The 17,090-nt window shown below is 55.0% G+C and carries 10 protein-coding genes; 3 read left to right on the top strand and 7 right to left on the bottom strand.

The annotated features are described in order from the left end of the window. Positions 1-296 precede the first annotated feature (296 nt). The 4 genes from KM934_RS06130 to KM934_RS06115 all read right to left on the bottom strand — a co-directional run bounded on the left by KM934_RS06130 (position 297) and on the right by KM934_RS06115 (position 6,126). Positions 297-2,597 carry a GDSL-type esterase/lipase family protein gene (locus KM934_RS06130; RefSeq protein WP_252344916.1) on the bottom strand — a complete coding sequence of 767 codons (2,301 nt, stop codon included), beginning with the start codon at positions 2,595-2,597 and terminating at the stop codon, positions 297-299. Between the two features lie 200 nt (positions 2,598-2,797). After that, on the bottom strand, positions 2,798-4,075 hold the full coding sequence (locus tag KM934_RS06125; protein WP_215759741.1) for a sialidase family protein: 1,278 nt from the start codon (positions 4,073-4,075) through the stop codon (positions 2,798-2,800). 44 nt (positions 4,076-4,119) lie between these two features. Further along, entirely contained in the window at positions 4,120-5,262 is a 1,143-nt protein-coding gene (locus KM934_RS06120) for a cyclically-permuted mutarotase family protein (RefSeq protein WP_215759740.1), read from the bottom strand. A 54-nt stretch (positions 5,263-5,316) separates the two neighbouring features. Continuing rightward, positions 5,317-6,126: a glycosyltransferase family 2 protein gene (locus tag KM934_RS06115; protein WP_252344914.1), complete on the bottom strand. Its 810-nt coding sequence runs from the start codon at positions 6,124-6,126 to the stop codon at positions 5,317-5,319. 174 nt (positions 6,127-6,300) lie between these two features. Between KM934_RS06115 and KM934_RS06110 the strand changes: the two genes are divergently transcribed. Then, positions 6,301-6,477, top strand: a complete 177-nt coding sequence (locus KM934_RS06110) for a hypothetical protein (protein ID WP_215759738.1) — start codon at positions 6,301-6,303, stop codon at positions 6,475-6,477. 66 nt (positions 6,478-6,543) lie between these two features. Further along, positions 6,544-7,554 carry a galactofuranosyltransferase gene (locus tag KM934_RS06105; protein ID WP_215759737.1) on the top strand — a complete coding sequence of 337 codons (1,011 nt, stop codon included), beginning with the start codon at positions 6,544-6,546 and terminating at the stop codon, positions 7,552-7,554. Positions 7,555-8,396: 842 nt separating this feature from the next. Here the strand turns inward: KM934_RS06105 and ispE are convergent. The 3 genes from ispE to KM934_RS06090 form a co-directional block, all read right to left on the bottom strand. After that, positions 8,397-9,236, bottom strand: coding sequence for a 4-(cytidine 5'-diphospho)-2-C-methyl-D-erythritol kinase (gene ispE / locus KM934_RS06100; RefSeq protein WP_215759736.1), 840 nt, complete (start codon positions 9,234-9,236; stop codon positions 8,397-8,399). A 13-nt stretch (positions 9,237-9,249) separates the two neighbouring features. After that, on the bottom strand, positions 9,250-10,224 hold the full coding sequence (locus tag KM934_RS06095; RefSeq protein ID WP_215759735.1) for a DUF362 domain-containing protein: 975 nt from the start codon (positions 10,222-10,224) through the stop codon (positions 9,250-9,252). 162 nt (positions 10,225-10,386) lie between these two features. Beyond that, a complete protein-coding gene (locus tag KM934_RS06090) occupies positions 10,387-14,616 on the bottom strand; it encodes a LamG-like jellyroll fold domain-containing protein (protein WP_252344913.1) in 4,230 nt (1,409 codons plus the stop codon). A gap of 378 nt (positions 14,617-14,994) precedes the next feature. Between KM934_RS06090 and KM934_RS06085 the strand changes: the two genes are divergently transcribed. Further along, on the top strand, positions 14,995-17,022 hold the full coding sequence (locus KM934_RS06085; protein ID WP_215759734.1) for a M13 family metallopeptidase: 2,028 nt from the start codon (positions 14,995-14,997) through the stop codon (positions 17,020-17,022). The last annotated feature ends 68 nt before the right edge of the window (positions 17,023-17,090 follow it).

Here is a 17,090-nt window from a genome sequence, read left to right as displayed (position 1 = left end):
CTTTTGGACAATCATGTATCGTTTGGCAACATAGTTTTTGGGTTAGCATCTGCACAGCACTCCACAGGGTTTGTCGGGTGCGCCCATTAGCCCCGTCTTTTGTTGTCATACTTGCTGAACGTAATTGGCAAATGCCAGAAGGCGCGTTGCCAAACTGCCGAATGGCTGTTTTCATACCGTCGAAAGACCATTGTCAAGCTACCGAAAGACAGTTGTCGAAAGGTAGAAGGCCTTTGGTTGCAAGTTAGGAACGACATGGCATTATGATGCCCACAACGTTGGCTTATGGCATTTATTTAGTTGTGGTGATTACTTCTTGGCTTATGTTTTTGCCCCTTATGCTTGTTGTGCTTCTTAGCTTTGGCCTTGGCACGGAAGGTGGATGCAGGCAGGAGGTCGCTGTTTACGAGATTTGCCCGTGTGAACGGCTGCCATGCGTAGCGCACGTATCGTGGTGCCTTCACGCCCTCAGCGGTGAGCATTACCTTGTTGCCCTCGATGACAGCCTTGGCAGGGCGGAAGATCCCATCGTCGTGAGCGATCTCGAATGAGCGAGGATCCCGTCCGTCGGAGGTGGTGAGCCCATGTCCGTAACGGAAGCTTACCACGATCGTGTCGCCCTTGCTTCTCACCTGATTGACCAACGGACCCGATGGCGTCAGGCCGAAACCATAGTTGCGGGCCAACGCCCAGCGGGCCAAACGCTCGCCCACCGGTTGTTTGTGATGGTAGTGCACATCGAGCGAGTCGCCACAATCGGTGCTCACCACCATGCCCGTGTGCGGCAGGCGCATGAGCTTACGCTGCGAGTCGCGGAACCATGGCCATGACGGCCGGTTGAGACTCGAGAGTTGCACATAGTAGAAAGGCAGTTTCGGTTGATGCCAATACTGTCGCCAACTGCTGACGAGCAGGGGGAAGAGTTGCTCGTGCGCCTCGAAGTTGTGCGCATTGCTCTCGCCCTGATACCACACCACGCCCTTGATGGGATATTGCGCGAGCGGCAGGATTCCGGCCTCATAGCAATACACCGGCATAAAGGGGTGACGACGCAAGCGGCTTCCGTCGGCCCCGACATTTTGCTGGGCGCGTTCGCGAACCCATGGTTGGATGAAGTCGTTCCATCTGAAATTCTGCAAGATAGATGGGAAACGCGTTTCCAGGGTCTGCCGATCGATCCACGACTCAATGGGCGAACCGCCCACGGCGTTGCACACCAGACCTATGGGAACCTGCAAACTGTCGCGTAGCATGCGGCCAAAATAATAAGCCACGGCCGAGAACTGCGCAACGCTTTCGGGCGATGCCGGGGTCCAGGAGGTGGGCTTAAAATATTCCAAACAATCCACCGAGTCGAGCACTTCGATAGGCCATTGCTGGGCGTAGGTGTCCCATCGCCATTGCATGTTGTAGAGACGCAGGTCGTTGTCGGCGGCTTTGGGAATGTCGCTACTGCCCGTATCCGATTGGCGAAGCATGAACCCCATGTTCGACTGGCCAGAGCAGAGCCACACCTCGCCTACGGCCACATGGTTGAAAGTGAGCCTTGAGAGGGGCGCTCCCTTGCGCTTGATGGTCTCGGTGAGTCGCTTGACGACCGTGGGATGCGCCTGGTCGGACCACGAAGCCACGCCTGGCCAATAACGATTGTCGTTTACCTCATCGTGGTTGGTGCGGTTGGTTTTTGTGGCTTTCACGTCTTTACAGTCAACCGAAAGCACATATTTGGCCTTTGTGTCGGTCAGAGGCTTCAGCCTTACGGTCCAGTTGCCCCGGTTGTCGGTTACGCCAGTTGCCGTGCGCAGGGCGGTTGTGCCCTTGGCGTCCTTATCCTTGAGGGTCACGGTGATGATGGATCCCGCGTTGGCTGTGCCGTGGATGTCGAGTGTTTGGTTGCGTTGGAGCACCATGTGATCGGTGTAGAGCGGCGACATGCGTAGGCCGCCGTAGTTACCCGTAATGCCACTGTAGGCCGTCAGGGCCAGCAGACGCGCTCCGGCGGGGTTGGGATGGATTCCCTCCACGCTATAGTCGGGATGATGATAGAGCGGCGCATGGAAATCGATAAGTTCCACTCCTGCCACGCGAGCCACCGTTTCAATGGCCTCTTGTATCTCGTCGTGCCACAGTTTGGTGCCCGATGTGAAGCGATGGTGGTCGTGGCGGATGGGCGTGAGACGCGCTATGAGGATGCGCACCTGTGGGTTCACTTGTCGCAAGGTGTCGATGAGATGCAGATAATCGGTTACAAACTCATCGCGGTAATTGGGCCAGTTGCGTGGGTCGGTGTCGTTGATGCCGAGATGCACCACAGCGATATCGGCTGTGAACGCCTTCGCTGCGTTCCACTCAGCCTGTTGGAAATAAGGCATGTGGCCGTGTGCCAACAGTGTGGCCGACGGCCGCCCGAAGTTTCCCACCTCATAGGCGTCGCCCAGCATACGCTGCAACTGCGACGGATACGCGTCGTTTTCGCGGTCTTTGATGCCTGTTCCGTAGGTGATGCTGTTTCCCACGCACGCCACCTTCAGTTTTTTCTCCACCTTCGGTCGGGCGTCTACAGAAAGTGAGGTGAGCACAAGCGCAAAGGCCATCATGGCCTGCAGGGCGGTGGATATGGGATGGTTCAATAGGTTTTTCATTTTGAATGATAGTTCGATATTGAGGTGAGAAGCCACCCTGTTGCCATCGAACGTGAAAGGAAGGCAACGGGGCGACTGCTGGGTGATGGTTCTAATGGAAGGTTGTAGGCTACAACCCGTTGGGGCGATTGTGCCGAGTGGCATTGCCCCATTCGTTACTTGGCGGGCATCGCCTCATAGACGCCACCTGTGATCTGGCTCACCGAGAGACGCGAGAAGAGAATCTTGTAACCTGTGTTGTTGGCGTCGAGGTCGGCCTCATAGAGGATACCCACGGTGCCATCGTCGAACACCGACATGGTGGAATAGGCCGCCGTTCCCTCGTGGATCATCACACCGCGCTGCCAGTTGTCGGCCAAAACGGGTGCGAGGTCGGCCCCCCGACGTGGTATTTCGCGATAGTAGAAGCCCAGGTGGTCGCGCGTTTTGCTTTGCAGAAGCGACTGAATGGCGAGCCATGTCTTGCGACCGTCGATGGTGCGGCGCACCGGCACCACCACCACATCGCCGTTGCAACGGGTGCAGTTGGCCAGCGCCTTGGCATCCTTGGCCTCCGACCATGCGCCCTCAGCGCGCTTCTTATTCTTATATACGAACACATTGAAGCGACGACCGAGGCTGCTGAACTTGCGGCAACTGAGCAGCACGCTGCCGTCGGGAAGCTCCTCGACCTTCGACTCATCGCCATCGGGACCGGGAATGGTTGCCGCACCGCCGAGCACCTGCCATGTCTTTCCGAAGTCGTCGCTGTAGATGACGAATGTTCCCACGTGCAGCACAGGGTGGGCAATGTAGAGGCGGTAATATTTGTCCTTCTTGATGATGCGGCTTTGGGTAATCTTTCCCGACGTGAGGAAGAAGCCCTTCTCCTGCGTCAGTGGTTGCTCGTCGCGATAGAGGTTGTAGATGCTTGGAGCCACATCGTGCCCCTTGTCCCACGTCTTGCCGCCATCGGTGCTTCGGAAGAACATGGCATGCTGCGGATTCTTGGCCGTGGCGTGCACGTAAGGCACATTGCCGCTCACAGCCTGCATGAGGATGAGCCCTGCGCTGTCGCGGTCGGCCACCACACTGGGGTCGCCGTAGCCAAAGTCCTTGCGGCCCTCCACCACCGTGTTGATGGGGCTCCATGTGCGTCCGCCATCGTCGCTGCGTCGCATGAGGATGTCGAGTCGATAGGTGCCCCCTGAGTTCCAACCGATGTCGGAGAAGTTGTGGCGATAGTCTACCATGGCTATCACGCCGCCGTCGCGTGTGATGGTCATGGCTGGGATGCGAACGGGTATGCCCTGGTAAGGGTCTTCGAACACCGTTACAGGTGTAGGCAGGTTCGCCTTGGAGATGGCTGCGCCCGCCGTTTGTGCCTTTGTGCCAACGATGAACAGGAAGCTTACTAAGAGCATAAAGGCAAATCTAAGGATGGATTTGTTCATTTATCAGTGCGTTAATAATTGGTTATTGTATTAGGTGTGTTGGTTTATTCGAGTTCGATTCGTAGGATTTGCGGAGTCCTGACACCCGGTTTCAGTTCGCCTCCGATATAGAGGAATTGGTTGGCTGCAATGCCAATGAGCAGAGCGCCCGCCCTTGCCAGTCGGGCGTCGGGCGTTGTGGGTTTCAGCCATCGCAGCGTTTTGGCGTTGAAAACGAGCGGCGTGGCATTGAAGCGATACCACGCCACTGGTTGCTTGAGGTAATCGGCCTGGTCCACTAATTGGTATTTTCCACTGATGGCATCGGCGAAAATGGTCTTGTTCACACCTCCCAGGCACAGCAACAGGCCCGCGCCGTTGGTAGCGCCTGTGGCTCCGCTGAGTGTGAGCGACTCGCCCGCCGCATCACGAGGTTCGGCCAATTGTGCCCAACGGTTGCGCTTCACGTCGTAGGCGTAGCCATCTGTGGCCACCTTGCTCTTCGCTCCCTTGGCATAGAATCCGCCCCAGGCGAAAAGGCGTTGCCCATGTGCCACGCATACAGGCTGCACCCTTGGGTTTCCCGGCATGGCCTTCCGCGATTTCCATTGGCTTGTGGGGCGCGAGCAAGATAGGCTCCATAGGGCTTTCGACGGTTTGCCGTTTTGGTTGCCTCCAAACACAAACACATGTCCCTTGGCGTAGGCCGCCGCCCCGTTGTCGACCGTTACGGGCAGAGAGGGCAACCGCATGACGATGGCGTTGCCCCGTGGGTCGAGCTTGACGCTTACCACTTGGCGCAGGCTGTGCTCTTGGTTGTTGCCACCGATCAGCAGCAAACTGTCGCCCATGTCAACCGTTGCGCCGTAGGCCACCGGTTCGGGCAATGTGCCGATGCAGCGCCATTGTAGCGTGTCGGCTTGCCAACAGGCAGCGTAAATGCCCTTGTAATAGTGTTTTACGCCGCTGTTGTCTGGGAAGTTGCACCCTCCAGCCATGATGATGTGGTTGCCGATCGTTCCAGCAAAACAGGCCGACACTCCCATTGCGTAGCCCGCTTCGCTTTGTGGAAATCCACCTATTTCGCTGACACGCAGATGGTTTTGAGCCATTGTGGCATACCATGGCAGCAAACCAACCAGCAGCGCCACGAGCCACATCGGTGCGCTCTTGGGGTGAAGCCATGTGTAAGGATGAAGGTTGTTCATAAGGTAGAGATGCTAAAAGGATAGTAGGTTGTGGGCCCGTGTGGGCCATTGGGGTTAGGGTTGTTGCGTCATGCCGTGCTCGGTGCGTGTCAGCTTCAGCTTCTTTGTGTTTTTGCGGATGGCGTTGTTGAGTTGCCACGCCTCATCGTTGACGTAAGGCCGATTGTGGTCGAGGTGCAACACGATGGCGCTATAGCGAATCTGCTTGCCGCGAATACCCGCATTGGTGAGCCGCTCGCCCAGTTCGCGGTCTTCACCGCCATACTGCATGCGCTCATCGAAGCCGTTGGCCGACAGCAAGTCGGTTCGCCAGCCACTGCTGTTCATGCCGTTCCAGGTGGCGTGGGTGGGGGTGATGTGGTTCATCAGCCAGGCGAACAGTGGGTTGCCTACAAGTTTTGTGCACTTGAACGAGAGCTTCAATCCCTGCTGCATGAGCCATTGTAGGCTGAACGCGCGCCCCGACTGTATGTCCTCGTGCGAGAGCAGCCTGCTGATGCCCATGGGCAACTTGAAATAGCCGCCCGACAGGAACCTACCGCTACAGGCCATGCGCTCGTGGGTGGCAAGGAAGTCGTGGCGCGGCACGCAGTCTTGGTCGGTGAACACGAGGTAGTCGGCTGTTGCCATGGCGAGCGCCTTGTTGAGGATGATGGTCTTGCGGAAGCCGTTGTCCTCGTGCCACACGTGGCGCACGGGCAGCCGTTTTTCGAAACTCCTAATCAGTTCGGCTGTCTCGGGGCGTGAGCCATCGTCGGCGATGATAATCTCGTCGGCCGGTCGCGTCTGCACCGTGTAGCCCCACAAGGTCTTCTCCAACCATTGCGGGTTGTTGTATGTGGAAATGATTACGCCAATAGTCATGGGTTTAGGTTCGGGTTGCAATTTCATTTGCAAATTTACTTTATTTCCTCATGATAGGCAAAAAACTTGGTAAGATTTGACGGTTTGATAGGGCGAAAAAACGCAAAAGCGGATATTTGCAACGATTTTTTCGATAACCATATAATAATAAGGTGGTTGGAGCGTTATGGAAATATGGCAAGACGAAAAACCAATACAGGCATACCCGGACTGTCGTTCTCGTGGAAACGTGCGCTGGGAATCAGTCAGGCGCGGCAGAAGATAGCCCGCGCTACAGGCATCCCAACGACGCGCGCTGGCGTGGAGCGCAAGATAGGACAGCTCATCCTTAAGAAATTGTTTCACCTTTAATCCAATACGCTCCGCCATGGAGGTCCGTTGCCGGAAGGGCCACGGTGGATTCTTACAAATAGCAAAATGAACCATTTTATAGAGGTCATCACGGTCAGCAAGGCCAAGACCGACGTTGACAAGGTATTCAAGCAACTGGGCTACCACAACCTTACGCCCATGCACAAGAGCGTCAATCCCGTGTCGCGCTTCATCATCAAGTTGTGTGGTGTGGCGCGTATCCTGACGTCAGTTCATCGGGGCGACAACCTCTGCTTGCAGTATCCTATGAAGAAGTTTTACCACCTGGCATGCACGTTGGCCCATCTGAAGGGTGCCAAGGTTATCACCATTGTGCACGACCTCGACGCGTTCAGGCGCAAGAAGATTACCGCCGAGCGCGAGCGTTACCTGTTTAACAAGACCGACGCGCTCATCGTGCACAACCCCACGATGCTCGAGTATATGAAGGGCGAGCAGTTCCAAGGCCGCCTTTACAACCTCCAGATCTTCGATTTCATCACCGAGGCAGTGCCCAAGCAGTATGTGGCGCCCCATACGCCGTGGCGTGTGGTTTACACGAGCAACCTGCGTCGCTGGCGCAACGAGTTTATTTATCATCTCGACGAGGTGATGCACAACTGGAACATTGTGCTCTTTGGTCCCGGCTACGAGGACGCAGGGGCGCAGAAGCCGGGCGTGACCTACATGGGCAAGTTGCCCGAGGAGAAGCTCATCTGCAGCGTGGAGGGCGATTTCGGACTGGTTTGGGATGGCGATTCGTTCGACGAGTGTGCGGGCGATTGGGGCGAGTACCTCAAGATCAACAATCCCCACAAGACCTCGCTCTACCTGCGTGCCGGCATTCCCGTCATTGTGTGGAAGAAGGCTGCGCTGGCGCCCTTCATCACCGAGAACCAGTTGGGCATAGCCGTCGACTCCATTCGCGACCTCGACCAAGCGCTGGCCGACCTCACGCCCACGGCCTATGCGGCCATGAAGGCCAACGCCCTTGAGATGAGTGAGAAGTTGGGCGATGGCTTCTTCGAGAAGAAAGCTTTCACCACCGCTACGGCCGACTTGGAGAAAGCGCGCTAACTCGTTGGGAAGGAAACAACAAAACTAATGATTAAATAATGAAACTCGTTGCAAGGCCCCATGGGTTGCGCAACGAGTTTTTGTTGTCATCCAACATTTGGGGTGATTCGAGGGGCATATCACCTCTAATACTTCTGGCCCCGAGCGACCGCGTCTGAGCGAAAATGCTTATGTGCGTCCTACATCACTCCAAATACCGAATGAGCTTTTTGTACCCCTCAAAAAAAATCGCTCCAAATGTAGGATGAAACGATTTCGGTGGGGTTGATTGGTGTAGTAGGGGAGACGCATGGAGCGTTTGCCGCTCGTTATGGCGTGATGTGTGAGGCCTAACCCACAGAAATCGTTGAATGTTTTGGTAGAAAAGTACGTCGCGATTTTCGGACGAAATAGAGAGCGAAACATGCATTTTTGCGCATTTGAAGGTCGCCAAATGCGTTTGGAATTCCATTTTCGGAGCATCGTTGTTGCGAAAGATGCCTAACCGAGCTGCGAGAGACCATGTATCGAGCCACCGTTTGCCGTGTATCGAGCTGCGGTTAGGCATGTTTCGCATTGCGGTTAGGCATGTTTCATGGTGTGGAGTGTTAGACGAGGCGCGCTTAATGAAGTTGAATGATTGTAACGTATTGAACGTAAGGCTGTTATGAAAACGCGCTGAGAATGGCGTATTTGCGGCCAACCGACGGATCGTGGAAAAGAACAGTGTAGATGGATGTGTAGATTGTTGCGATTTATTTTGTGCAAACCAAAGCCCACCCCATGCGGTTATGCGCTGCAAGAGGTGGGCTTTTATGGTGTTTTCGCATCGGCAGGAGGCGAAAAAAAGTTGTCGATGGGGCTTAGAGCACGCTTTGGAACGTGAAGCAGTTGGTAAAGATGGTGGCCAGGTCCTTTGGCTCCTCGCGGAAGATTCCGAAGAGGGCCGATCCCGATCCACTCATGGCGGCATACACGGCGCCCATGTCGTAGAGTTTCTGCTTGATCTCTCCGAGCACTGGGTGCATGCGAAAGACAGGTTCCTCAAAGTCGTTCACCAGCTCGTGGCGCCACGTTTCGATGGGTTGCCTAACAATGTCGCGGCAGCATTTTGCGGGTTTCTTGGAAACGATCTGGCTGTAGGCGTCGCGTGTGGAAACAGCCACGTCGGGCTTCACGATGGCAATGTAATAGCCGTCGAGGTTGCCTTTCGGTCCGTCGGCAGGCTGCAGCACCTCACCGCGCCCCGTGGCAAACGACGGCTCGGCGGTGATGAAGAACGCACAGTCGGATCCCAACTGGGCGGCGTAGCGCTCCATCTCGGCATTGCCCATGTTGAGGCGGAATCGCTCGTCGAGCAGGCGAATCATGAAGGCGCAGTCGGACGAGCCACCGCCAAGACCAGCCTGCGAGGGGATGCGCTTATGCAGGTGGGCGTGGATGGGCGGCAGGGTGAAGTCGGCGGCCAACAGTTCGTAGGCGCGCACCACAAGGTTCTTGCGCTCATCGCAGTCGACCTGTGTGCCCGTCACCTTGAGGTCGCAGGGCGAGTCGTGTGGGAAGAGCGGATCCATCAGTTTTATCTCCAGCGCGTCGGTGAGTGGCACGGGATAGAAAACAGTCTCCAAATCGTGGTAACCATCGGGTCGGTCAGCGGTGATGTTGAGTCCGAGGTTAATCTTTGCACAAGGAAATGTGAGCATGGTAGTATGGTGTTTACTTGTCGATGTTGATTATCTTGTATTTCTTAGAGCCCAGTCCGATTTTCTCAGCCCAGTCGATGGTGTGTGTGCCGTGCTGCTTGTCGATGCGCTTCAGTAGGTCGGTGGGATCGCTCTCGGCCGTCACCTCGAGGTTGTTTACAATGTCAACGCAGGCCTGGTCGAGCGCCACGGGGTCGGCGGAGGCCAAGATGCCATAATCGTTGAGCTTCACCGGCGCCGGATGGTCCACACAGTCGCAGTCGACAGACATGTTGTTCATCACCGAGATATAGATCACGCCGTTCTCCCGTTCGAAGTAGTTGTGAACGGCTTGGGCAGCGGCGGCCATCGACTCGAGGAACCCATCTTGGTCGCCAATAAACTCGCGCGTCCACAATTTGCGCTCGTCGAGTTTGTTCATCTTGCCTGCCGAGTGGATGTAAGCCTTGCCATTCCTGCTGGCGCACCCTATGGAGAGGTTCTTCAGCGCCCCTCCGTAGCCACCCATGGGATGGCCCTTGAAATGGTTAAGGGCAATGAGGAAATCGTAGTTGGCGAGGTGTCCGCCCACGATGTCGTAGTTGAGATGGGTATGGTCGCGCACGGGGATGCGTATTTCGTCGTATTCGTCCATGATGTCGACGGAGAAATACCGGGTGAATCCGTGCCGGTCGATGACGCGCCAATGGTTCTCCGAGTTGTTGCGCACGTCGTTGGGGTCGCCCCCGTAGGCCGTGTTACACTCCACGATGGTGCCATCGACCTCATAGATCAGGTCTTTCACCAGTTCTGGTTTGAGGTAGTTGGGGTTCGAACCCTCGCCCGTCGACATCTTGACGGCCACGCGCCCACGGGCCTTTACCCCCAGCGCCTTATAGATTTTCAGCAGTGCTTCGGGAGTGATCTGGCGCGTGAGGTAGACCTTCGACTGGGCTGAGGCCGTAAGGGTCAGCAATGCGGTAAGAACCATTACAATCAATCGCTTCATGGGCATGGATGGTTTAAAAGATGAGACTATACAATTGCAAAAGTAATGTTTTTCGAACAAAATAGGCTTTCTTTCCTGATGGTTTTTCCTTTTGGGATCAAAAAAAGGGGGCATGCACATAGGCATACCCCTTTACGGTTGAGAGATTGTGTTATGAAATGATTATTTTACCAGGATCTTCTTTCCCTTATGGATGTAAATGCCATGCTTGGGATGGCTGACCTTGCGGCCGAGCAGATCGTAGTAAGCATCCGTCTGAACTACTGGCAACTCTGTGACTCCTTGGATTCCGGCTGCCACGGGACCATTGTATATGAGTTGGAAATGGTCCCAAACCAGCCATGTCGATCCTTCTGAAGGCTCGGCAATGCCATAGGTAAGCTTGCCGCCCACCACGTTGACGGTAACCGACAAGGCGGCATACTCCTTGTTGTCGGCCATTTTGTTGCGCTCAGCGTCGAAGTTGGAGCCTGAGCAAGATTGCTCCACCACAGCCTTCTCCGATGCGTTGGCCGATGTGGCGTAGAGATATCCAGTGTTGTTGCCTTCGCCATTCACCAACTGGCAACTGACGGTGTATGAACCATCGGGCAGGCCGCTAAGCGTTTGCGAGAAGTTGAAATTGGTGGAGTGCCATACCTCCACGGCGCCATTGTAACGTTGGTTGCCCCATTTTCCGCTCATGTCCCATCCATAGCCATTGCCCACAAAGTCGGGATTGACCATGAGAGGCGTAACATTGAATGGCTTGTCTTCTGTGGCCTGGGCGATGTAATCGGCATAGAATCGGCTTCGGTCGATGGCGAATATTTGTAGGTGGGCTATGTCGCCGCCTGTCTTGTTGCAAGCGATCTCCTCGCCATCCACAAAACCATGGGTTGGTGTCCACAGTCCCAGCCAGTTGCCAGGGTATTTCCCGTTCTCCACCGTCCATGCTCCATTGTCGAAAGCGAGCGACAGGCGCGACCACTCGCAGGCATAAGGCTGGTCGTGGGTGCGCAACTGGTCGGGGCGGTTCCATTCTGTTTGGAGTGTCAGGCCGTCGTAATCGATGTTTCGCAAATGGCAGAATCCATCCGTCAGTTCTATCGTGAAGACTTTCGATAGGTCGCCAACGGGATTGGTGGGCGACTCGAAGAACAAGGCTTTGTTGCCATTGTTGGGAGCGTCTTTCAGACCGATGAGCAAGTCGGCTACGTCGCTGGCCAGCACGAAGAAATGATCGTTGGCCAATTGCTCGAGCTCTGTCGTTGAAGTAACCAAGCTATATCCCTTGTCGGAAGTGAGCATCGAGTAATAGGTGTAGTCGCCCTTGATTTTCACCTGAACCGTGAATGTATAGTCGATACCCCCGTAGGTGGCAGTCAGGGAAACATCGCTTGTCACATCGTCCAATGTGCGGCTGCATCCCACAAGGCCGTCGCTCCACGTTACGTCGTTGGGGTTGGCGGCGGCAGGAATGTCCAAAGCCAACGTCACCGATGCGCCACTGAGCACCTGTGCCTCCGTGGCTTCTGAGCCATTGATGAGCTGGCGGGCCGGCACAACGGTCAGTACGAAATGACTTTCGCTCACGGCGCCACTCTGGTTGGCGTATTGGCAAGTGTAGGTGCGCGAACTCATCAACGAGGGGATCTCAACGCTGCTTTCTTTCTTTCCGTTGTCCCAGAGGTAGTCGTCGGTCCAACCGGTGGCGGGAGCAGTGTACAAAACAACTGTCGATCCTGCCAGCACCGTCTTCTCAGAAACGTTCTCTGTTATTCCATCGACCGTGATTGTTGGGGTCAAGGGGTCGGCATCGGCATCGCCACTTACAGCGATGGCAAATGCTTGCTGGCTTACCTTGCCATTGGCCGCGGTGTAAGCCACGCGGTAAATGTAGCTATGGTCGGCCTTGACCGTTATCTGTCGAGTGGTTTCGCCTGTGCTCCACTGCCAATTACCGCTATCTTCAGCACCTTCTGGAAGTTGCGGGACGAGCACGATGTCGCTGCCGTCGGCCGGAATACCCTTAGAGGGGCATACCTGATACTTATAGCCTATGCCTCCCAGGTTGGTTTGGTTCTTGAGCGTTTCACCTTTATAGATAATGTCGCCGTGCAGTGGTGTGATGGCCTGCTCGGTCGTTACCGAGGGTCGCCAGCTGGTCAGCGTAGAGAATCCAAGAGCGTCGAAGCCTCCTGAATTTTGGCTATAGTTGCCGCCTCCGCCATCGGGGCAGATTTGGGCACTGGCCTTTTCAGAATATTGCAGGGTTACGCCGCGTAAGCCTTCGTAGTATCCGATAAGACGATCCCAGTAGGGACGATGCTCGCCCTTGCCGCCCGTGTTGGGGGCTCCCTGTGCCCAGCCTGCGCCCATGGTGCCTCGGCAGTCGGCGTAGTTGTAGGTAATCCATGGCAAGGACGAAGCATCCACATCACCAAAGTTGAGGGCGGCAACATGCTCGGCTCCCGCAGCGATGCGGTCGTTCATATAGGCGAAGAGGTCATCGCCCTGCGTCAGTCCTACCTGACAGATGTCGACGGCCAGTCCCAATGCCATCAACGCATGGCCCTGGTCGCGGCCACTTTCCTGCATTTGGCCCAAGTAGCCAAGTGGCCCACGCTCGTCGGGCAGCACCACGGGCACAAGATTGCCAATAAACTCATTGCAACCGTCGTTCAATATGGCACTTTCCTTCGAACGGTCCTTATATGTTCCTACGAGGTCATATTTGTAGAAGCTCACTCCTTGGTTATACATGTGAACATCATCGCAGAGAATTCCGATGCTCATCACACATAGAGCGTTGCACAATCCCCAGTTGCTCCAATAGTGTCCGGGGCGCTCACCGAGCGATGAATAGCGGGCATTGAGCCACGTGTCGTGTCGGCGGCGCAGAAAATCGATCGAAGGATTGTAGAACACTTTGATAATCCATTGCTTGAATTTGGTGAAGTCTTCAGCCGACCAACCTTCGTAATCGCGCATCAGTTCGGCCGCATTGGCAAACTCATGACCATAGATTCCTGCGGCCAATGACATGTTGGTGTCGCCTCCGACACCCTTGCAGGCGTTTGCCCAGCTCATCAGAATACGTACAGCGGCGTCGGCATTTTCCTTAGTGCCGCCAATCTTCCATCTCAATGCGTTCTGATAGGCCATGGCCGCTCCTCGTGCACAGTTCATGTAGTTTTGCCCTGAGCCACCACCGCGAACGACGGTCTCTGTAGGCCATGTTTGCACATCGGCATGCGAATAGGCGTTGGCGCAAAGCTTTTCCCACGCCTGCTGCAACCGTGTGTCGCCGTCGGCGAGCAGTTGCTTGGCACGGTCTATATCCTCTTGCGACACAATGCCGCCTGGATGCTTGAAGCCGTGGTCGCTCGTATGGGTAAACATTTTCTTGGCTTGATAGCCCAAAGTGGCCTTCGTCTTGGCAAGTGTCGACTGCAAATTGGCAACATATTCGTTGATCAGGGCTTGCGAGGCGCGGTTGGCTTTCAGTTCCATCTGTGCCAAACTGATGGCGTCTTGCAGTTCGGCCAATGCCCCGGGAGCATAGCCGTTGGTAGCCGATGCCAGGAAGGATTGGCCTTCCTCGATGGCTGTGCGCAAGGGGGTGAAGTCGCCCCTGGTGCCATATTTGTAGTCGTACTCCATCTGGCTGGCCACTGATGCGAGTTGGGCCACGTCTTCATCGCTGAGGGCCACGTCGTAGAGACGGAAGTCGCTGACGAGGGTTTGCTTCAGGTAAATGTCGGTGGCGAATGGTGGACGGCCAATCCAGTTGAAGGCTGGCACATCCGTAAAGGCCTTGCTGGGAATGGGCATGCCGCTTGCCTGGGCCGCTTTCTTTCCATTGATAAACAACTCGCCTTGTTGCCCGGTTTGGCGATAGAGCATATGAATCCACTGACCTTTGGTGGAAGCGTTGCCCACTTGAGTACCTACCTCCGAGCCCCAACCACCGGTAGAGGTGGCCATGCGTTGGGCATTGAGGCGATAACCCATGTAGGGCGAGGCTGTCTGGGTATTGGCTTCCGACTGTGAGAAGCACCACAGAAAGTAGCCGGCGCCGGAGAGAGAGGCGTCTTTGTCAACACGGTAATACACGGATACGGTGAAATCGTTTAAGTTTTTGGCTATGGTGCCGGCTTCTTTCGTCATGTCGAGATAACCGGTTCCATTGCCAAGGTCCAACACATGGTATTTTCCGTAGTCCACCACCTTGGCTTGGTTCATCAGTTGAGCTGTGACACCAGAAATGGGATCAGTCACGCTTTGGCCCGACACATGCTCAAAGTTGAATTGCAACTTTAAATGCTGTTGGGCCATGGCGATGCTTGTAGAAAGAAGGAGCGCTAACATCGTTAGGGCATACCTTGCTAATTTCTGTTTGTTTGCCATTTGTTTTAGTTATTATTGTTAAGTTAGGTTCGTTGTGAAGGCATCCGCCAATGTCCTTTGGACATAGCCTGCATTCCGGTCTCCAGCTATGGCGCTTTGCCACAAGGATGATGGATGGAAAATGGCAGATGAAAGTTCCGCAAGAGGAGCCTTCTTAAGTGTTATACGGATGATGATGGAAGGCTACTTAAAAAAAACTCAAAAAAATCATCGGTCCTTAGAAACCTTATCATTTGGATAGGAAAATGAGGCTCGTTTTGATGGAATATGACGGTGGATTTTTTAATCTAACGGAATAAATGAAGTTAGCTATGGCAAAATGAAGGGGAAACGAAATAAAAACTGTATTTTTGCAATCGCAAATCAACATTTATCATCATGAAAAAGAAAATGCTATTCATGAGCCTGGCGCTGTGCGCTTCGAGCGCCTTCGCACAGACCGCCCCTTCGTCGGGCATCGACCCTAAGAACCTCGACACCAGTATTCGTCCCGGTAACGACTTCTACCATTATGCTGCCGGAGGATGGCTGAAGAGTCACCCGCTCGACTCTGAGCACACCAGCAACGGCGCGTTCACCGATCTCTTTGAACTCAATCAGAAACGCATACAGGACATCATTTTGCAATATGCTTCGGCCCAGCAGACGCAAGGTTCGCTCGGACAGAAGATAGGATCGCTCTACAACCTGATGATGGACTCTGCACGCATGAACCGCGAGGGGTACGCTCCCATCAAGCCCACGCTGGCCAAGATTGGTGCCATCAAGAACCGCAAGGAGTATCAACTGGTCATGGCGCAGCTCGACCGCAATGGTGAGGGTACCATGATGTTTGGCGTAGGCGTAGGCGCCGACCAGAAAAATGCGGAGTGGAACATCGTTGGAGTGAGTCAGGGCGGACTCGGATTGGACACCCGCGACTACTATCTTTCCGACGATGCGCAGAACAAGCGCATCCTGGAAGCTTACAAGGCTTATCTGAAGAAGCTCTTCCTCATGACGGGCAACGACGAGGCTGCTGCCGAGAAGAAGATGCAGGCCGTTATCAATATTGAGACGCGCATCGCCAAGGCCAGCTACGACCGCGTGAAGTTGCGCGACATTGAGGCCAACTACCATAAGATGACGTATGCCCAACTCATCAACGACTTCCCCGGAATTGACTGGGGCAATGTGTTCTTGGCCAGCGGATTCCCCGCCTTCGACTATGTGGACGTAGGACAGCCTGAGCCTATCCATGAGGTGGAGAAAATCCTGGCGGAGGCTTCGCTCGACGATCTTAAGAGTTACGCTGAGGCCAAGGTCATTGGCGGCGCTACGTCGGTGTTGGGCGATGAGTTCCGTAAGGTGTCGTTCGAACTGAGCAGCGTCATGACAGGTGTCAAGGAAGACCGTCCGCGTTGGAAACGTGCCGTGGGACTGGTGAGCGGCACGCTGGGCGAGGCCATCGGCAAGCTCTATGTGGAGAAGTATTTCCCCGAGTCGAGCAAGAAGCGCATGCTTGAGCTTGTGCACAACTTGCAGACGGCGCTCGGACAGCGTATCGACGGACTGGCTTGGATGAGCTCGACCACAAAGGCGCAGGCAAAGGATAAGCTGTCGAACTTTATCATTAAGATTGGATACCCTGATAAGTGGAAGGATTACAGTGGGTTGCAGGTGGTAGACAGCCTGTCGCTCTACGAAAACATGAGTCGCATCAGTCGCTGGATGACCGACGACTACATTGCGCGCACCGTGAACAAGCGTGTGGATAAGGCTGAGTGGGGAATGACTCCTCAGACCATCAACGCTTATTACAACCCCACGACCAACGAGATTTGCTTCCCTGCTGCCATCTTGCAGCCGCCGTTCTTCGACCCCAACGCCGACGACGCGGTGAACTATGGTGCCATCGGTGGCGTGATTGGTCACGAGATGAGCCATGGCTTCGACGACCAGGGCGCTCAGTTTGACAAGAGCGGCAACCAGCGCAACTGGTGGACGGCTGAGGATAAGAAGAATTTCGACCAGCGTACCAGTGTGCTCGCCAACTTCTTCTCACAGTTTGAGGTGCTTCCAGGCGCCAAGGTGAACGGCAAGATGACGCTTGGAGAGAATATCGGCGACAACGGTGGACTGAACATTGCCTACACGGCCCTGCAGAATTCGCTCAAACACACGCCGCTGGGTGTGAAGGATGGCTTTACGCCTGAGCAGCGCTTCTTCCTCGCTTGGGCTCGCGTTTGGGCTTCGAACGCCACCGATGAGTATGTGAAATACCTGTTGACCGTCGACGTTCACTCGCCCAACATGGCTCGCGTAAACGCCGCTCTGCCCCACATCGATGCATGGTACACGGCCTTCAACGTGAAGAAGGGCGATAAGTTGTTTATCCCCAAGAAGCAACGCGCACACATCTGGTAATGATAAACCTTCATAGGAACTTACGAAAAGCCCCCATCGCCATTTCGGCGATGGGGGCTTTCGTGTTT

Origin of the sequence: Hallella faecis (assembly GCF_018789675.1) — a bacterium.
Taxonomy (GTDB): Bacteria; Bacteroidota; Bacteroidia; order Bacteroidales; family Bacteroidaceae; genus Prevotella; species Prevotella faecis.
This window is presented reverse-complemented; position numbering and strand designations above follow the sequence as displayed.

Coding starts and splice junctions, on each gene's coding strand:
- KM934_RS06130 (WP_252344916.1), bottom strand. CDS start 2,597: ATGATGGCCTTTGCGCTTGTGCTCACCTCACTTTCTGTAGACGCCCGA.
- KM934_RS06125 (WP_215759741.1), bottom strand. CDS start 4,075: ATGAACAAATCCATCCTTAGATTTGCCTTTATGCTCTTAGTAAGCTTC.
- KM934_RS06120 (WP_215759740.1), bottom strand. CDS start 5,262: ATGAACAACCTTCATCCTTACACATGGCTTCACCCCAAGAGCGCACCG.
- KM934_RS06115 (WP_252344914.1), bottom strand. CDS start 6,126: ATGACTATTGGCGTAATCATTTCCACATACAACAACCCGCAATGGTTG.
- KM934_RS06110 (WP_215759738.1), top strand. CDS start 6,301: ATGGCAAGACGAAAAACCAATACAGGCATACCCGGACTGTCGTTCTCG.
- KM934_RS06105 (WP_215759737.1), top strand. CDS start 6,544: ATGAACCATTTTATAGAGGTCATCACGGTCAGCAAGGCCAAGACCGAC.
- ispE (WP_215759736.1), bottom strand. CDS start 9,236: ATGCTCACATTTCCTTGTGCAAAGATTAACCTCGGACTCAACATCACC.
- KM934_RS06095 (WP_215759735.1), bottom strand. CDS start 10,224: ATGAAGCGATTGATTGTAATGGTTCTTACCGCATTGCTGACCCTTACG.
- KM934_RS06090 (WP_252344913.1), bottom strand. CDS start 14,616: ATGGCAAACAAACAGAAATTAGCAAGGTATGCCCTAACGATGTTAGCG.
- KM934_RS06085 (WP_215759734.1), top strand. CDS start 14,995: ATGAAAAAGAAAATGCTATTCATGAGCCTGGCGCTGTGCGCTTCGAGC.